8 protein-coding genes and 2 pseudogenes are annotated in these 16949 nt (G+C 29.0%); 5 read left to right on the top strand and 5 right to left on the bottom strand.

Features of this window, described 5'->3' with window-relative positions; genetic code table 11:
- The first annotated feature begins 114 nt into the window (after positions 1-114).
- The 3 genes and pseudogenes from metG to BW723_RS05890 form a co-directional block, all read left to right on the top strand.
- Positions 115-2169, top strand: a complete 2055-nt coding sequence (metG, locus tag BW723_RS05900) for a methionine--tRNA ligase (protein ID WP_068360888.1) — start codon at positions 115-117, stop codon at positions 2167-2169.
- A gap of 10 nt (positions 2170-2179) precedes the next feature.
- The gene (locus tag BW723_RS05895; RefSeq protein WP_068360894.1) at positions 2180-3598 is read left to right on the top strand and encodes a hypothetical protein; all 1419 of its coding nucleotides are present in this window, start codon (positions 2180-2182) and stop codon (positions 3596-3598) included.
- A gap of 3 nt (positions 3599-3601) precedes the next feature.
- Positions 3602-3838: pseudogene (locus tag BW723_RS05890) on the top strand (histone deacetylase); the annotation flags it as partial.
- Here the strand turns inward: BW723_RS05890 and BW723_RS17955 are convergent.
- The 5 genes and pseudogenes from BW723_RS17955 to kduI form a co-directional block, all read right to left on the bottom strand.
- Positions 3830-3928, bottom strand: a pseudogene (locus BW723_RS17955) (single-stranded DNA-binding protein); the annotation flags it as partial. The pseudogenes BW723_RS05890 and BW723_RS17955 sit on opposite strands and share 9 nt — an antisense overlap.
- A 220-nt stretch (positions 3929-4148) precedes the next feature.
- A complete protein-coding gene (locus tag BW723_RS05885) occupies positions 4149-5471 on the bottom strand; it encodes a sugar porter family MFS transporter (protein WP_068360903.1) in 1323 nt (440 codons plus the stop codon).
- 7 nt (positions 5472-5478) lie between these two features.
- Complete coding sequence (locus BW723_RS05880; protein ID WP_068360904.1) at positions 5479-6699, bottom strand: glycoside hydrolase family 88 protein; 1221 nt, start codon at positions 6697-6699, stop codon at positions 5479-5481.
- A gap of 305 nt (positions 6700-7004) precedes the next feature.
- The gene (locus BW723_RS05875) at positions 7005-7796 is read right to left on the bottom strand and encodes a gluconate 5-dehydrogenase (RefSeq protein WP_068360905.1); all 792 of its coding nucleotides are present in this window, start codon (positions 7794-7796) and stop codon (positions 7005-7007) included.
- Positions 7797-7814: 18 nt separating this feature from the next.
- Positions 7815-8657 carry a 5-dehydro-4-deoxy-D-glucuronate isomerase gene (gene kduI, locus BW723_RS05870; protein ID WP_068360908.1) on the bottom strand — a complete coding sequence of 281 codons (843 nt, stop codon included), beginning with the start codon at positions 8655-8657 and terminating at the stop codon, positions 7815-7817.
- Between the two features lie 574 nt (positions 8658-9231).
- On the opposite strand from kduI, the gene BW723_RS05865 reads away from it, so the two are divergent.
- Together BW723_RS05865 and BW723_RS05860 are read left to right on the top strand one after the other, a co-directional pair.
- Positions 9232-13428, top strand: coding sequence for a hybrid sensor histidine kinase/response regulator transcription factor (locus BW723_RS05865; protein ID WP_068360911.1), 4197 nt, complete (start codon positions 9232-9234; stop codon positions 13426-13428).
- Between the two features lie 315 nt (positions 13429-13743).
- Positions 13744-16938 (top strand): SusC/RagA family TonB-linked outer membrane protein, encoded by a 3195-nt coding sequence (locus BW723_RS05860; RefSeq protein ID WP_068360914.1) that lies wholly within the window; start codon positions 13744-13746, stop codon positions 16936-16938.
- Positions 16939-16949: the final 11 nt, after the last annotated feature.

The raw sequence follows: 16949 nt of genomic DNA, 5'->3' as shown, positions 1-16949 counted from the left end.
TTCAAAATAAGTAATTTTTTAATTTAAGTAAATGTATTAATTTCAATCCGATTAAAATTGCTTTTTTGTACTTTTGCACTTCGAAAATCAGTACATAAAATTAAGAAATACAGGATGAATACTCCAAAAAGATATACAATTACAGCAGCTTTACCTTATACAAATGGGCCAATTCATATTGGTCATTTAGCAGGTGTGTACGTGCCTGCAGATATTTATGCGCGTTATTTGCGCTTAACTGGTAAAGATGTTGCGTACATCTGTGGTTCTGACGAGCATGGTGTTGCTATACCAATGAGAGCTAAAAAAGAAGGGGTTTCGCCACAAGATATTATTGATAAATACCACACAATAATTAAAAAATCGTTTGCTGATTTTGGTATTTCTTTTGATAATTATTCTAGAACCTCTTCTAAAATTCATCACGAAACTGCTTCAGATTTTTTTACAAAAATGTATAATGATGGTGAGTTTGTAGAAGAAGTTACTGCACAATTGTACGATGCAGAAGCCAATCAATTTTTAGCAGATCGTTTTGTAATTGGTACTTGCCCTAAATGTGGTTTCGAAGAAAGTTATGGAGACCAATGTGAAAACTGTGGAACAAGCCATAATGCAACAGATTTAATCAATCCAAAATCTGCAATTACTGGCAATGTACCTACTGTAAAAGAAACCAAACACTGGTTTTTACCTTTAGATAAACACGAAGATTTTTTAAGAAAATGGATTTTAGAAGGTCATAAAAATGATTGGAAACCAAATGTTTACGGACAAGTAAAAAGTTGGGTAGAAGATGGTTTAAGACCAAGAGCTGTAACTCGTGATTTAGATTGGGGAATTCCAGTACCTGTAGAAGGTGCAGAAGGAAAAGTGTTATACGTTTGGTTTGATGCACCTATTGGATATATTTCATCAACCAAAGAATGGGCAGCAAGAGAAGGTAAAAATTGGGAAGATTACTGGAAAAAAGACGACACCAAATTGGTTCATTTTATTGGTAAAGATAATATTGTGTTTCACTGTATTATTTTTCCATCAATGTTAAAAGCGCATGGAGATTATATTTTACCTGATAATGTACCAGCCAACGAGTTTTTAAATTTAGAAGGCAATAAATTATCAACCTCAAAAAACTGGGCAGTTTGGTTACACGAGTATTTAGAAGATTTTCCAAATCAGCAAGATGTGTTACGTTATACCTTAACTGCAAATGCTCCAGAAAGTAAAGACAACGATTTTACTTGGAAAGATTTTCAAACAAAAAACAACAGTGAGTTGGTTGCCATTTTTGGTAATTTTATCAATAGAGTTGTCGTTTTAACTAACAAATATTATACAGGGCAAGTACCACTTGCAGGGAATTTTTCAGAAGTAGACGAAGATGTTTTAGCTGCTGTTAAAGAGTTTCCGAACGTAATTGGTAAATCTATAGAAAGATATAGATTTAGAGAGGCTAGCCAAGAATTAATGAATTTAGCAAGACTTGGAAACAAGTATTTAGCTGATGAAGAACCTTGGAAAGTTATAAAATTAGATGAAGAGCGCGTAAAAACAATTATGTATGTAGCCTTACAAATTACTGCTGCTTTGGCTGTGGTTTCTGAACCATTTTTACCTTTTACATCAACTAAATTAAAAGGGATTTTAAATCTTGATGAAAATCTTTCTTGGGAAGACGTAACAGAAAAAGATGTTTTATTGCCTGCAGAACATCAGATAAATAAAGGAGAATTATTATTTTCTAAAATTGAAGATAAAACCATAGATGCTCAATTAGAAAAACTACAAGCTACAAAATTAGCTAATGAGCAAGAAAATAAAGTGGTAGAACCTCAAAAAGAAACTGTTGAGTTTGATGATTTTACTAAATTAGACATTAGAATTGGTACTATTTTAGAAGCTGAAAAAGTGGCAAAAACTAAAAAACTATTAAAACTTAAGGTTGATGTTGGTATAGATACAAGAACTATTGTTTCTGGTATTGCAGAAAGTTTTGCTCCAAAAGATATTATTGGCCAACAAGTTTCTGTGTTAGTAAACTTAGCACCAAGAAAAATTAGAGGTGTAGAAAGCCAAGGAATGATTTTAATGACAGATACTCCAGATGGAAAATTAGCTTTTGTAGAACCAGAAAAAGCAGTTAAAAACGGACAAGCTGTTAGTTAAAAAAATATTTATGATAAAGAATTTATTTACAATTTTAGTTTTGTTCATTAGTTTTTCTCTTTTATCTCAAGAGGAATTAGTAATTTTTGAAAATGATTTAAAAACAAGTTCATCTGCAATTAAAGACGTTATACCTGTTGTTAATACAGAAACTGATGAAATTGCTTTTTTTATAGCTGATGCTAAAAATGTATATGGATATAAAATTGATGCTAATTTTAAAGTTTCAGATAAAATTTCATCCGAAGAAAAAAGAAGAAAATTTAAAGTTTTAATTGGTTCTAGTGCATCAACCAATAATTCTTATCGTGTATTTTTAACCAATAAGAAAAAAAATAAATTTGCTTCAGTACAATTTTCTTTTAATGAAAAAACAACAGTTTTTAAAGAGTTTTCCATTGGTAATAATGAAACTTTTATACAAACTGTAGATGCTAATAATCAATTTTATTTAATTTCAGGCTCTAAAGAAAATAATCAATTATTTATTTACACTTTTGATGAAAACGGAAACCCTTCTAAAAATAATATTGATTTATCTAATCTAAGATTTATAAATTCTCAAGGTAGAAATTTAAAAATCGTAACCTATTTAATAGAAAATGGTGCGTTAAATAAATTTGATGAAAACACTCCAAACTCAATAGAGCTAACATCTAAATCAAGTAAAATGTTTGTTAGAGGCCAAACCATTTTAATTACTTTAGATCATCATAAAATGTATACTCAAGTTCTACAAATTGATTTAAATAATTTTACTGCCATTTCTTTTCAATTTGACAAACCTAAGCTGGGCGAAAAATCAAAAAGAACAAATTCTTATTTAAATGGAGACCATCTTTTTACATTGGCTACTACTACAAATGAATTTGTAATAGAAATTTTAGATTTTGAATCTGGAAATTTATTAAAAGAATATTCAGCAAAAAAAGAAGATTCAATTACATTTAAAAATTCTGGTATTATACAAAAAGGTGGTATGTATAAAGCTAAAAGAGATTTATTAAAAACCAACCGTTTTTTAAGGCGAATTGCCAAAGGAAATACAGGATTATCTGTAAGAAAATTAGATAATAATTATCATTTAACTATTGGTGGTTATATAGTACAAAGATCTGGAGGTATGGGAATGATGATGCCAATGGCTGGAATTCCTATTGGAAGTATTGGCGCTGCAACAGTATATTTTAACCCAACTATGATGGCTTATAATTCTTTTACTAATAACAAAACAACCACTATTGAATCTCTGTTAGATAAAAACTTTAATCATATTAAAGGTGAAATTAAAGAAAATGCTTTTGATAAAATGAAAGATTACAAATCGAATAATAGTGGAAGTACTGTTTTTAAATACAAAGATTTTTTTATTAAATCTATTTACAATACTTTTTCTAAAGAACTTACATTTAGAAAGTTTACAGATTAATTTATGATTAAAATAGCATATCATCCTATTTACAACCATCCATTAAAAGAAGGACATCGTTTTCCTATGGAAAAGTACGATTTGCTACCTCAACAATTATTATACGAAGGTACTTGCCAACCAGAAAACTTCTTTGAACCAAAAATACCCAACAATAAACACTTTTTTACCGTTCACGAACCTGAATATTTTTTTGATTTATTAAACATAACTTTAAATCAGAAAGCAGCTAGAAAATTGTGCTAATTTTTTACCACTATTTAAAGTTATGATTTCTGGGTTGTTATCTAAGTTTCCAATTAACTGTACTTTGTTTATTAACCTATTAATAAGATAAGGTTTTTAAACATTATTTATTTAAGTGCTAGTTTATAATTTGTTTATGTCAATTTGTTTTGACTTTGTATAGTTGAGACGTCATTACAATTTTATTCCATTACAAATCAATTACTTTCGTTTGTAATTATTTGTAAACGTTTGTAAAACGGGTAAAATATTTCTTAAAGATTAAATCAAACTATAAATTAACAAAAATACACTCTACATATAATTAATTCTTTTTTATAATCATACTTTGTAACTCTTCTAAAGTTTTTCCTTTGGTTTCTGGCATCATAAAAAGAACAAACAATAACTGAAATACCATCATAAAAGCAAAAAAAGCAAATACAGCTCCTGCTCCAATGGTAGAAAACAGCATTGGTACTAACGAAGGCACAATTGCAGCCAGTACCCAATGCACTGAACTACCAAAAGATTGACCAGAACCTCTTAAATGATTGGGGAAAATTTCTGAAATAAACACCCAAATAACTGTTCCTTGACCAATAGCATGTGCAGCAATAAAAGCGAATAAAAATATGGGCATATAACTACCTTCCCAATCAAAAAAGAATGCTAAAGAAACCAATGATAAAGAAATAATATAACCTATTGACCCGATATACATCAACTGTTTTCTACCTAATTTATCAATCAAGTAAATCCCTAGTAGAGTAAAAATCAAATTAGTTACTCCTACACCTATACTACTTAACAAAGCAGAACTTTCTTCAAGCCCCGCCTCTGTTAAGATTCTAGGGGAATAATATAACAAAGCATTAATTCCAGATAATTGATTAAAGAATGAAATCAAAAAAGCCAGTATCATTGGAAACCTATACTTTTTAATAAATATATTTTCATTGGGTACTGTACGATCCATCTCTACTTTAATTTGAGCCATTAATTCTTCCGAATCTTTGTTTGGATTTATTTTTTCTAGAACTTCTTTTGCCTCAACAGTTTTTAATTTTGTTAATAACCATCTAGGACTTTTTGGTAATGTAAATGCTAACAAAGTATAAATTGCAGCAGGAACAGCTTCTATTCCAACCATCCACCTCCAATCATTCTCTCCAATATCGTTTAATAAATAATTTGAACCAAAAGCTATTAAAATACCAAAAACGATATTAAACTGATAAAGACCAACCAATTTACCTCTATCTTTTGCAGGTGCAATTTCAGAAATATAAGCAGGTGCAGCAATAGTAGAAGCTCCTACTCCTAAACCACCAATGAATCTAAATATCGCAAAAGTAATGGCATCATTTGCCAAACCAGAACCAATTGCAGAAATGGTATAGAATATACCAATCCAAATCAAAGTATTTTTTCTTCCTAATTTATTCGCTGGAATTCCACCTAGTATTGCCCCTATAACAGTTCCCCATAAAGCCATACCAATCACTACCATTCCGTGAAAAGCATCACTTGAGCCCCATAAAAGTTGAAGTTTTTTTTCAGCTCCAGAAATTACTACCGTATCAAAACCAAATAAAAAACCAGCCAGAGCGGCAGTAATAGACCAAATTAATATTTTATTATTCATGTTTTTTCTATTCTAATGGAGATAATAACGGTTTTCCTTCTTTTAACTTTTTATATTTCAATAATGCTTCTACATAATAATAGTCTGCATATATTATAGAATAATCTATTTCTGATTTTGCTGGTTTGTGTCCTGTGGAATATAATAAACAAGCTGAATTCACATCATGACTTTGATAGCTTGAAGAAAGTTCTATTAACATTTTTTCTGCTTTTTGTAAATATTCTTTAGAGAGTTTAGCATCTTTAGTAAATGTTGATAACTCCAACAATGCTGATGCAACAACTGCAGCTGCAGATGCATCTCTTGATGTATTTGGAATTAATGGATCATCAAAATCCCAATAAGGGATTAAATCTTTTGGCAATCGATCTAAATATACTTGAGTCACATTTTGTGCAAAGTCTAAATACTTTGGATCTTTTGTTTCTCTATATACCATAGTATAACCGTAAATAGCCCAAGATTGACCACGTGCCCACATACTATCATCACTATAACCTTGATGTGTTACTCCTTTAATTTTCTCTCCTGTTTCTTTATCGTAAACAACCACATGGTACGAAGTATAATCGGGTCTAAAATGATTTTTCATTGTTACATCAGCATGACTTACAGCCATATCATACAATGATTTGTCTCCTCCGTTTTTTGATGCCCAAAACAACAATTCTAAATTGATCATATTGTCCATAATAGTATTGTGCTGAGGCCATTCCATATTCGGAACTTCCCTAGGCCAAGAAAGGATTGTTCCTACTTTTGGATTAAAAAGTGTTGCTAGGGTATCTGCTGCTTTCAGAATTACTTCTTTGTATATTTCTTTTTTGGTTAATTTATATCCATTTCCATAACTATTAAACACCTGAAAACCTAAATCATGATCTAAAGCTGGAGTTACAGATAAGGGTTTTAAATAAGATGTAAATTTTTCTGCTTCTTTTTCTATTTTTTTATCTCCGGTAAAATCATATAAATACCAAAGTTCTCCAGGCCAAAATCCACTTGTCCAATCTTTATAATTTACATACCTCCACTCTTTAGAATTTGGTGCTATATTTCTTGGAATATCTCCTACTGCTGGAATTAACTTTAATGCTTTAGAAGATTGTGCTACACAATATTCTAATTGTTTATCTACATTAAAAATTTTATTAGAAGTATTAGCACATCCAACCATTAGGAATGCTCCAAAAAATAATCCTAAAATTTGTAATTTAATATTCATATTATTCTCTTCAATTTTCTTAACCTTTTTAATAAAACCTATATTATATAAATTATCATATTAAAATTCATAAGTATTAGATAGTAGCAATATTATTGAGAATAAATTCACAACAACATAAATTATGATTCAATCCATATAAATTATAGGTACAACTCTTATAACTAACAAAAAATGTCATCTTAAGCCTATTCCGACTAGTATTTATAAGCATAATATTTACATAAAGTACAATAAGAGGTATTTATCTTTTACAATTTATTTGCCTAAGCTTTATTAATTTTGGCTTTATATATAATAAAATATTAGTTTTCATCTAAAGGTTTTCCTATTGTGGCCAAAATTCCGCCATCAACATAAACTACATGTCCGTTTACAAAATCACTCGCTTTTGAACTTAAAAAGATTGCAGCTCCTTGTAAATCTTCTGGTTCTCCCCATCTACCAGCAGGCGTCCTACTAATAATAAAATCATTAAAAGGATGACCATCAACTCTAATTGGTGCTGTTTGACTTGTAGCAAAATAACCTGGACCAATACCGTTTGTTTGAATATTAAACTTAGCCCATTCTGTTGCCATATTTTTTGTTAGCATTTTTAAGCCACCTTTAGCAGCTGCATAAGCGCTTACAGAATCTCTACCTAATTCACTCATCATAGAACAAATATTTATGATTTTCCCACCTCCTCTTTTAATCATTCCTTTAGCAATATTTTTAGAAACAATAAAGGGACCAATTAGATCAACTTTTATAACCGATTCAAAGTCTATAACTTCCATATCTACAATTGGTGTTCTTTTAATAATTCCAGCATTATTTACTAGAATATCAATAGAGCCAACTTCTGCTTCTATTTTTGTGATGGCTTCAATTACAGATTCTTCATCAGTAACATCAAAAACATATCCATAAGCATTTAGTCCTGCTTTTTTATATATGTTAACAGCTTCTTCTAATTTTTCTGTTGAGTTATTATTAACTACAATAGTGGCTCCTGCATTTCCAAGTCCTTTAGCCATAGCCATTCCTAATCCATGAACTGCTCCTGTTATTAGAGCTACTTTTCCTGTTAAATCAAATAAGTTAATTGACATAATTTTTTAATAATTTAGTTATTTTAATTCGTTTATTTTACATACATCCATATCTCCATAGTCAAGATTTTCACCTGCCATTCCCCAAATAAATGTATAATTACTTGTACCTGATCCTGAATGAATAGACCAAGGAGGAGATATAACTGCTTCATTATTTTGTAGCCAAAGATGCCTTGTTTGGATTGGCTCTCCCATAAAATGACATACAGCTTGATCTTTGGGGATTTCGAAATAGAAATAAACTTCCATTCTTCTATCATGCACATGCGCTGGCATTGTATTCCAAACACTACCAGATTTTAAGGTAGTCATCCCCATTTGAAGCTGACAAACCTCTACAACGCCATTAACAATATATTTTCTTAATGTACGTGCATTTGCTGTTTCTGGAGTACCTAACTCAACAACTTCAACATCTTTAATTCCAATTTTTTTATTAGGAAATGCTCTATGAGCAGGAGTTGAGTTTAAATAAAATTGTGCCGGGGTTTTGGGAGATTTACTAGAAAATACAACACTTTTATTTCCTTTGCCAAGATATAATGCTTCTTTATTATGAAGAGTGTATTCTGTACCATCTACAGATACGATTCCAGTTTCACCAATATTTATGATTCCTAATTCTCTTCTATTTAAAAAATAATCCGTTTTTAAAGGTTCTATTGATTCTAGTTCTATTGATTTTTTAATTGGAGCTACACCTGCTACCATAAATCTATCATAATGAGAATAAACCCACTTTATTTCATCTACTTTTATTACGCTTTTAACAATAAACTCACTTCGTAAAAATGTTGTATCGTATTTTTTTACTGCTTCTGGATTAGAAGCGTATCTAATCTCATAATTTTTATTCATTTTCTGTTTTTCAATTATAATTCTTATTGTAAGATAGATTGTAAACTTTCATCCAAGAGAATTATTTTTAGCATTAATAAATGTAAAAACTCAAGTATTATTAGTTAACATAAACCTGCAATTAAAAAAAGTGATTACATAAGCACACTCTTTTTTTGGAAACTATTCTGCTTTTGTTTTAATTTCTCTCAATTAAATAAAAATGCAAAATTGATTTTTCAATATTACTTATTATGCATACTAAATTGTATAAATTATAATTCAATATAGGTTACTTAAAACCCATTATAAAGCGGATTCTTTTTATTATTACTGAATCTAATAGTATTTGAAATACTTGAGATTAAATTTTTAATATTCGCTAAAGAGTTTGAACAAAAAATTTAATTAGAGGATTGTCTTTAAATTATAAAAAAAAAGAAATTTGAAAATATTTTGAAAAAAAAGTAGTTATTTAATTGTAAAAACTTTTAAATTGTATTTTTACACTTACTATAAGAATATAATTCTTAATATGTAAGCATCATTTTTTTTACAATTCAAAACTTATATTTAGTAGTATTTAATTTTTAGAATGAAAAGAACAAGATTTATTTTTTTTCTAATCTTCTTATCTTCTGCGCAAGTATTTTCTCAGTACGCTAATCTTAAGTTTGAAAATTTAGATACAAACAAAGGATTATCTAGTAGTACAAGTACAGAAATATTTGAGGACAGTGAAGGGTTTATGTGGTTTGGAACTATTGATGGTTTAAACAGATATGATGGCTATGTATTTGAAATATATAGACCGATATTGAATGACTCAAACTCAATTAGTAACAACAGAATAAATACAATAACTGAAGATAGCTATGGAAATTTATGGATTGGAACTAATAATGGCTTAAATGTTTTTGACAAAAAGAAAGAAGTATTCCATTACGTTCCACTACACAAAAAAGGGTTAGATTTTGCAAATCAAGGAGATATTATTAATGATTTATATTTTGACCAATCTACAAATTTACTGTGGATTGCTACTAAAAAAGGTGTCTTTAAATTAAGTTTAAAGGGTAATAACAAAAATGTCGGGAAAAAAGATTTTATTGTTAAGCATTATTCAAATAATAAAACCAACCAAAACTCAATAGATAACAATAATAGTACTAAAATAGTAAAAGATAATGCAGGTATTATTTGGGCTATAACCGAAGGTGAATTTTTAAATAAATATAATTCTCAAAATGATAATTTTAATAGAGTACATATAAATATTCCAAATTCTTTTTTGTTAAATCATACAGTAAAACAACTGCTTGTAGATAATAATGGCGATTTTTGGTTTGGTAGTGATATGTCTTTATTAATTATTTGGGATAGAAAAAATAATAAATTTAAACAAGTTTTTTCAAAAGAAAGTAATGCGCAAATCTTTGATATATATCAAGATAAAAAAGGAATTATTTGGATAGCAACTGATGGTGATGGATTATTCCTTTTTGATAAAAACAAAGGATTAATACAACATATTGTTTATAACCCTTTCAATGAATTTTCTCTTCCAAATAACCAACCAGCAAGTATACTTGAAGACAAAGAAGGTGTTTTTTGGTTTGGATCTTATAATAAAGGAATAAGTAAATTGGTATTGTCTAAATCAGATTTTGGACATTATTTTTATGAATTTGGAAAAAAGAATGGCTTAAGTTCTAAAATAGCACAATCAGTATTACAAGATAGTAATAATAGGGTTTGGATAGGGATTGATGGTGGTGGTCTTAATTTATTTGATGAAGAAAAAGGAACCTTTAAACATTATAGAGCAGATTCAAATAATCCAAACTCATTGAGTTCTGATAAAATAGTATACTTAACCGAAAGTTTTGATAAAACTTTATGGGTTTGTACTTGGGATGGTGGATTGAATAAATTTAACCCTAAAACTGAGAGTTTTGAACAATTTAAATACCAACAACAGAATCCTTATTCCATTGGCCAAAATACTGTTTGGTGTGCTGTAGAAGACAAAGAACATAGACTTTGGGTTGGAACACAAACAGAAGGATTAAACTTATTTAACCCTCTTACAAAAAAGTTTAAAAAATTTAAAAACGAACAGGGAAATAACAACAGCTTAATGAGTGACCTTGTCTTTTCCATCTTTATAGACTCTAAAAACAGACTATTAGTAGGAACATCTGAAGGTTTAGCAATTGTAATGCTAGATAGCTTGGACGGTTATATACCAAATAAAATAAATTTTTCAGAATTAAAAGAAAACCCAATTTTAGGTACTCGTATAAATTTTATTACGGAAGACCACAAAGGTAATATTTGGTTAGGAACTGATATTGGTATGTATCAATTAAATGCTCAGCTAAAACTTATAAAATCATACACCACTTCACAAGGATTACCAAATAATTTAGTTTTAGGCATACAAGAAGATGATGATTTTAATTTATGGATTACTACTAAAAGTGGTTTGTCAAAATACCAAGTTAAAGAAGATAAATTTTATAATTTCAACACTCAAGATGGTGTACAAGGAATAGAATTTCAAAGTAAATCCATAGATAAAGCTAGTGATGGTAGAATAATTGCTGGGGGTATAAATGGATTTAACTTTTTTAATCCAAAAGATATAGTAATAAAATCAAAACCCTTAAAACCCATAATAACTAAACTTAAAATGTTTAATAAGGTTGTAAGGGTTGAACAAGAAATTGATAATAAGGTAGTATTAAGTAATTCTATTTCAAATACAGATTTGTTAGAGTTAAGATATGATCAAGGTTTTTTAACTTTTGAATTTGTTGCCTTTAATTATAAAAACCAAAAACATGTAAAGTATCAATATAGAATGCTAGGTATTCATGATGATTTTATAAAAGCAGGAGAAGATAGGTTAGCAAATTATTCTAGTATTCCTAATGGAGATTATGTTTTTCAAGTTAAAGCTTCATTAGATAATAATTGGAATAATGCAGAAGTAACTTCAATTAACATTCATATATCACCCCCATTATGGAAAACTTGGTGGGCATACGTTTCTTATTTTATTATTTTTATTTTATTATTTTTTGTGGGTCTTTACTATTATACCAAAAATATAAATGAGGAGAAGGAGCATGAATTAGATCAAATGAAATTAAAATTTTTTATTAATGTTTCGCATGAATTAAGAACACCTCTTACTTTAATTTTAAATCCTGTAGATAAAATTATTTCGTCATTTAATAAACCTGAAGTAGTTAAAGAAAATGCCTATACGTTGCAAAGAAGTGCTAAGAGACTATACTATTTGGTAAATCAGTTATTAGATTTTAGAAAAATGGATTTAGGCAAAGTTCCTCTTAAACTCGTAGATGGAGATTTAATTAAGTATAGTAAAGATGTTTTTAAGTTATTTAAAGGATTAGCAAAATCAAAAGGTATTAAGTATAAATTTAAAAGTGCTTTTACAGAATTGGAAATAAATTTTGATCCAGATAAAGTTGAAAAAATTATTACTAATTTAATTTCTAATGCTATAAAATACACTAACAAAGGTGGTACAGTAAAGCTTTCAATTTCCAGTCTAAGTGAAAAGAGTAAAACACTATATTCAAAAATTTCAAAAAAGAAAAATTTTGAGGAATTTATTCAAATAGAAATTAAAGACACAGGTGTTGGATTTAAAAAAGAACAACTTAAAAATGTTTTTGGCAGATTTGTAAATGCAGGAAATACCAAAACAGGTATGGGAATTGGTTTAAATATAACCAAAGGACTTGTAACCCTACATCAAGGCGAAATATTTGTAGAAAGTAAATATAAAGAGGGAAGCATTTTTACTGTTTTATTACCCCTAAATCTAAAAAATAAAAATAGCGAATTTATAGATGATAAAAATAAGTACATTAATGAATTTGATATTGCTAGTGTTCAATCAGCAGAATATGAAATAGGAGTTAATACAAAAAATATAGATACACAAATTAAAAATATTGATTCTAACTCAGATGGTAAGAAAAAACAAGTAATTTTAGTTGTAGAAGATAATAATGAATTAAGAAAACATTTAGTATACGAATTTAGTAATTCTTTTAAAATAATTGAAGCTGCAAATGGAGTTGTTGGATTAGAAAAAATAAAAAAATACCACCCAGATTTAGTAATAAGTGATGTAATGATGCCAAAAATGGATGGATTTGAGTTATGCCGTTTAATAAAAACTGAAATTGATATTTGTCATATTCCAATTATTTTGTTGACGGCAAGAAGCCTTGAAGAAGATCAAATAGAAGGCTATAATACAGGTGCTGATGAATATTTATCTAAACCTTTTAACGTTAATATTTTAAGAGCAAGAATTAAAAATTTATTAGAAGCTAAAAAAAGATTAAGAGATAGGTTTGCTTCTTTTGGAGGAGTTGTTGCATCTAGTGAAATTACATCTAATAGTTTAGATGAAGCTTTTTTAGACAAAACAACTAAAGCAATTATTGACAACATATCAGACCCAGATTACAAATTAGATAATTTGTTAAAAGAAATAGGAGTTGGAAGATCTCAGTTTTATAGAAAAATAAATTCTATCACAGGACAAAATCCGAGTCGTTTTATTAGAACAATTCGTTTAAAATATGCTTCTGAATTATTACTTAAAAATGAGAATTCAATAAAGGAAATTACACACATGTCTGGCTTTAACTCAACAGCATATTTTAGTAAAACTTTCCGAGAATTATTTGGTTTAACACCAACAGAATATTTAGAGAAAAAACTTAAAGACCATCAAAAATAACCTTATTTCCAAATACTTATGATTTAGATTATAGTGAAAATGAGCTATAAATAATCAAAATTGAATTTTAATTTACACTTACTTTCCATATTTCGTTATAAAATTGTGGTATAATTTTAAGAAGGTTTTCTTAAGGTTAAATTTTTATTAAATTATAACTAAACAATTTTATTATGTTAAAAAAGATATTGCAAATTATCTCTATAGAACATAATATTTTGTCAACAAAAAAAGATAATAAAAAATGACTAAACCCTTTTTTTATTGCCTGTAAAAACAATTAACTAAATATAAATATTTGTAAATTAATTTTTTATGAGTGAATTAAAGAACTTTCAATTAAAACCGAAACTCCTATTAAGGGTCATATGCTCAATAGCATTTCTATTTTGTGGCTTTTCAACTAAATTATATGCCAATGCAACCCTCTCACCTGTTGTAAATATCAATAAAATTCAGAAAATAACTATTACAGGTAAAATCGTTTCAGCTTCAGATCAAATGCCACTTCCTGGAGTAAGTATATTAGTTAAAGAAACAACTATTGGAGTAGTATCTGATTTTAATGGTAACTTTAGTATAGATGTACCGTCAGAAGAATCAGTATTAGTTATTAATTACTTAGGCTTTAAAACTGTAGAAATAAAAGTTGGAAACCAAAAGATTATTAATATTTCATTAGAGGATGATGTTGCTTCTTTAGATGAAATAGTAATCGTTGGTTATGGAGCTAAAAAGAAAGAATCATTAACGGGTTCTATAGATCAAGTAAAAAGCGAAGTATTTCAAGAAAGAGCTGTAACTAGTGCTGCACTAGCTTTACAAGGTCAAACACCAGGGTTAAATGTAACTAGAAGTTCTTCGAGGCCAGGTAATGAAGATATTAAGTTTCAGATAAGAGGAGCAACCTCAATAAACGGAGGAGCACCTTTAATTATGATTGATGGATCTGAAGCTATTGGTAGTGAATTTTATCAAATGAACCCAGATGATATTGAATCTGTAAGTGTACTAAAAGACGGTTCTGCATCTATTTATGGTGTTAGAGCAGCCAATGGTGTTATTTTGGTAACTACCAAACGAGGTAAAGGGAAAATGAAAGTAGAATATTCAGGAAATTTTCGCTATAACACTATTGGTATAAGACCACCAGCATCAAGTATGCAAGAATATGCAACTATGTTTTTAGATGCAGGAAACGAAGATGGTCAAAATTATTACTGGGGATGGGCTAATGTCGAAAATTTAACTCGACTTCAAAATGGAGAAGAAGGTATTTATACCACACCTTTTTGGGGAGATATTTTTATTGGCAAAGCAAATAGATTTGATGAATTATTTGGAGATAGTAGCTCTTATCAGCACAATATTGGTATTTCAGGCTCTTCAGAAAAGACAAAATATCGTCTTTCTGCAATGGTTTCAGATTCTAAAGGAGCTTTAAAAACAGCGTATGATGGACAGAAACAGTATAATATTCGTTTTAATTATGATTATGATATATCAGAAAAACTAAGCTTAAAAAGTGGTATAACCTATCAACAAGGTCTAATTTCTAGTCCTTCATCTGGGTTAGATGCTTCTGCAGTATCTACAGACCCGCCATTTTTCCCTGCACAAAACCCATATGGGCAATGGTATGCAAACTTTAATGTGGCAGGTAATAGAAATGCCACTGCTGCTACAATAGATGGAGGTAGAGAAGATAGAAAGCAAAGCCTTACTAAATTAAATTTAAGTGCTACTTATAAAATTTTAGAAGGGTTAGATTTTACGATAAGAGGTTCATATACCAAAGTAATGGATTTGTATAATGAGCAACGATTAACAATACAACCATATCAATGGAATGGAGATATTTCTGCAGAAAAAATAAATGGTACATCACTTATAATTGCAGAGTCTAGAGAGAGAACTTATCAAAATTATGGAGGTTTTTTTAACTATAAAAAATCATTAAATAAAGATCATAATTTTGCTTTTATGGGGGGGATAACTGCAGAATTATTTGAAGAGCAGTTAATACACGCAGAGCGTCAAGGTATAGATGCTTTTGGGGTATATGATTTAAATGTTGCTACAGGTGTACAAACTAATAGAGGAGGTGCTGGGCATTCTGGCTTATATGCTTTTTTAACAAGATTTAATTATGATTATAAAGAAAAATATTTATTGGAGCTTATAGGTCGTAGAGATGGTTCTTCAAGATTTGATGAAGGGTATAAGTTTAATAATTTTGGCAGTGTAACAGCAGGTTGGTTAATTTCTAAAGAAAAATTCTTAGAAAATACTGCTGTAAATTATCTAAAATTAAGAGGAAGTTATGGTACATCTGGTAATCAAAGTGGTATTGGTTTATATGATTATTTATCGCAACTTTCTATTGGAACCTTACCTTTTGGTACTACACCAGGAAATCAAAGTACAGTAAAAATTGATGGTATAACTACCAATGTTAGAACTTGGGAAAAAGTAATCATGAAAAATATTGGTTTAGATTTTGGGTTTTTAAATAATAGATTAACAGGAAGCTTTGATTTGTATGAAAAAGAAAATGTTGGTATGTTAATTAAAGTTGTTTACCCAGATTTAATAGGTGGTGAAGTACCTACAACAAACGATGGTAATATGAAAACAAATGGATGGGAGGCAACTCTTGGCTGGAAAGATACAAAAGGAGATTTTTCATACAATTTTTCTGTAAATATAGGAGATAGTAGAAATAAAGTAGTTAATGTTGGCGGAAACTCTCCAATACAACCAGGCTTATTATCTTCTGATGATGATTTGTTTCGGGAAGGTTATCCAATAAATTCTTATTTCTTATTTGAAACAGACGGTTTGTTTCAAACACAAGAAGAAGTAGACGATTATTATGCAACTTATACAGCATTAAACCAAGGAATTCTACCAAGTCAATCTGATGCAACTCAAAATATTCGAGTTGGAGACACTAGAAAAGTAGATTTAAATGGAAATGGATATATAGATCAAGGTGATGTTAAATATATGGGAGATTCTTCTGCTCATTACAATTTTGGAATTAATTTAGGAGGTAGCTATAAGAATTTTGATATTTCTGCAATGTTTCAGGGTGTTTTAAATCAAAATGTTTTAAGAACCGGTTATATGCAATATCCATTTTGGCGAATCTGGACAAATCAATCATCTGCATATTTAGGGCAAACTTGGACGGCTAATAATACAGAAGCCATTTACCCAAGATTAACACTTAATAGTAACAGATCTGCTCATAACTGGGCAAACAACGATTTTTTATTACAAAATAATAGATACATAAGACTTAAAAATCTTGTAGTTGGTTATAATTTACCTAAAACAATTATCGAAAAATTAAAAATGGATAAAGTAAGGGTATATTTTACAGGTAACGACTTGTTTGAATTTACCAAAGTTAAAGATGGTTTTGATCCAGAATTTGGTGATAGTACACAAAGTGTGTATCCATTTACTAGAACATATGCTTTAGGCTTAAATCTTACATTTTAATTAGAATAAAA

It is taken from the genome of Polaribacter reichenbachii (assembly GCF_001975665.1).
GTDB lineage: Bacteria > Bacteroidota > Bacteroidia > Flavobacteriales > Flavobacteriaceae > Polaribacter > Polaribacter reichenbachii.
Note: the sequence above shows the minus strand (reverse complement) of the source record. Positions and strands in the feature narration are given on the sequence as shown.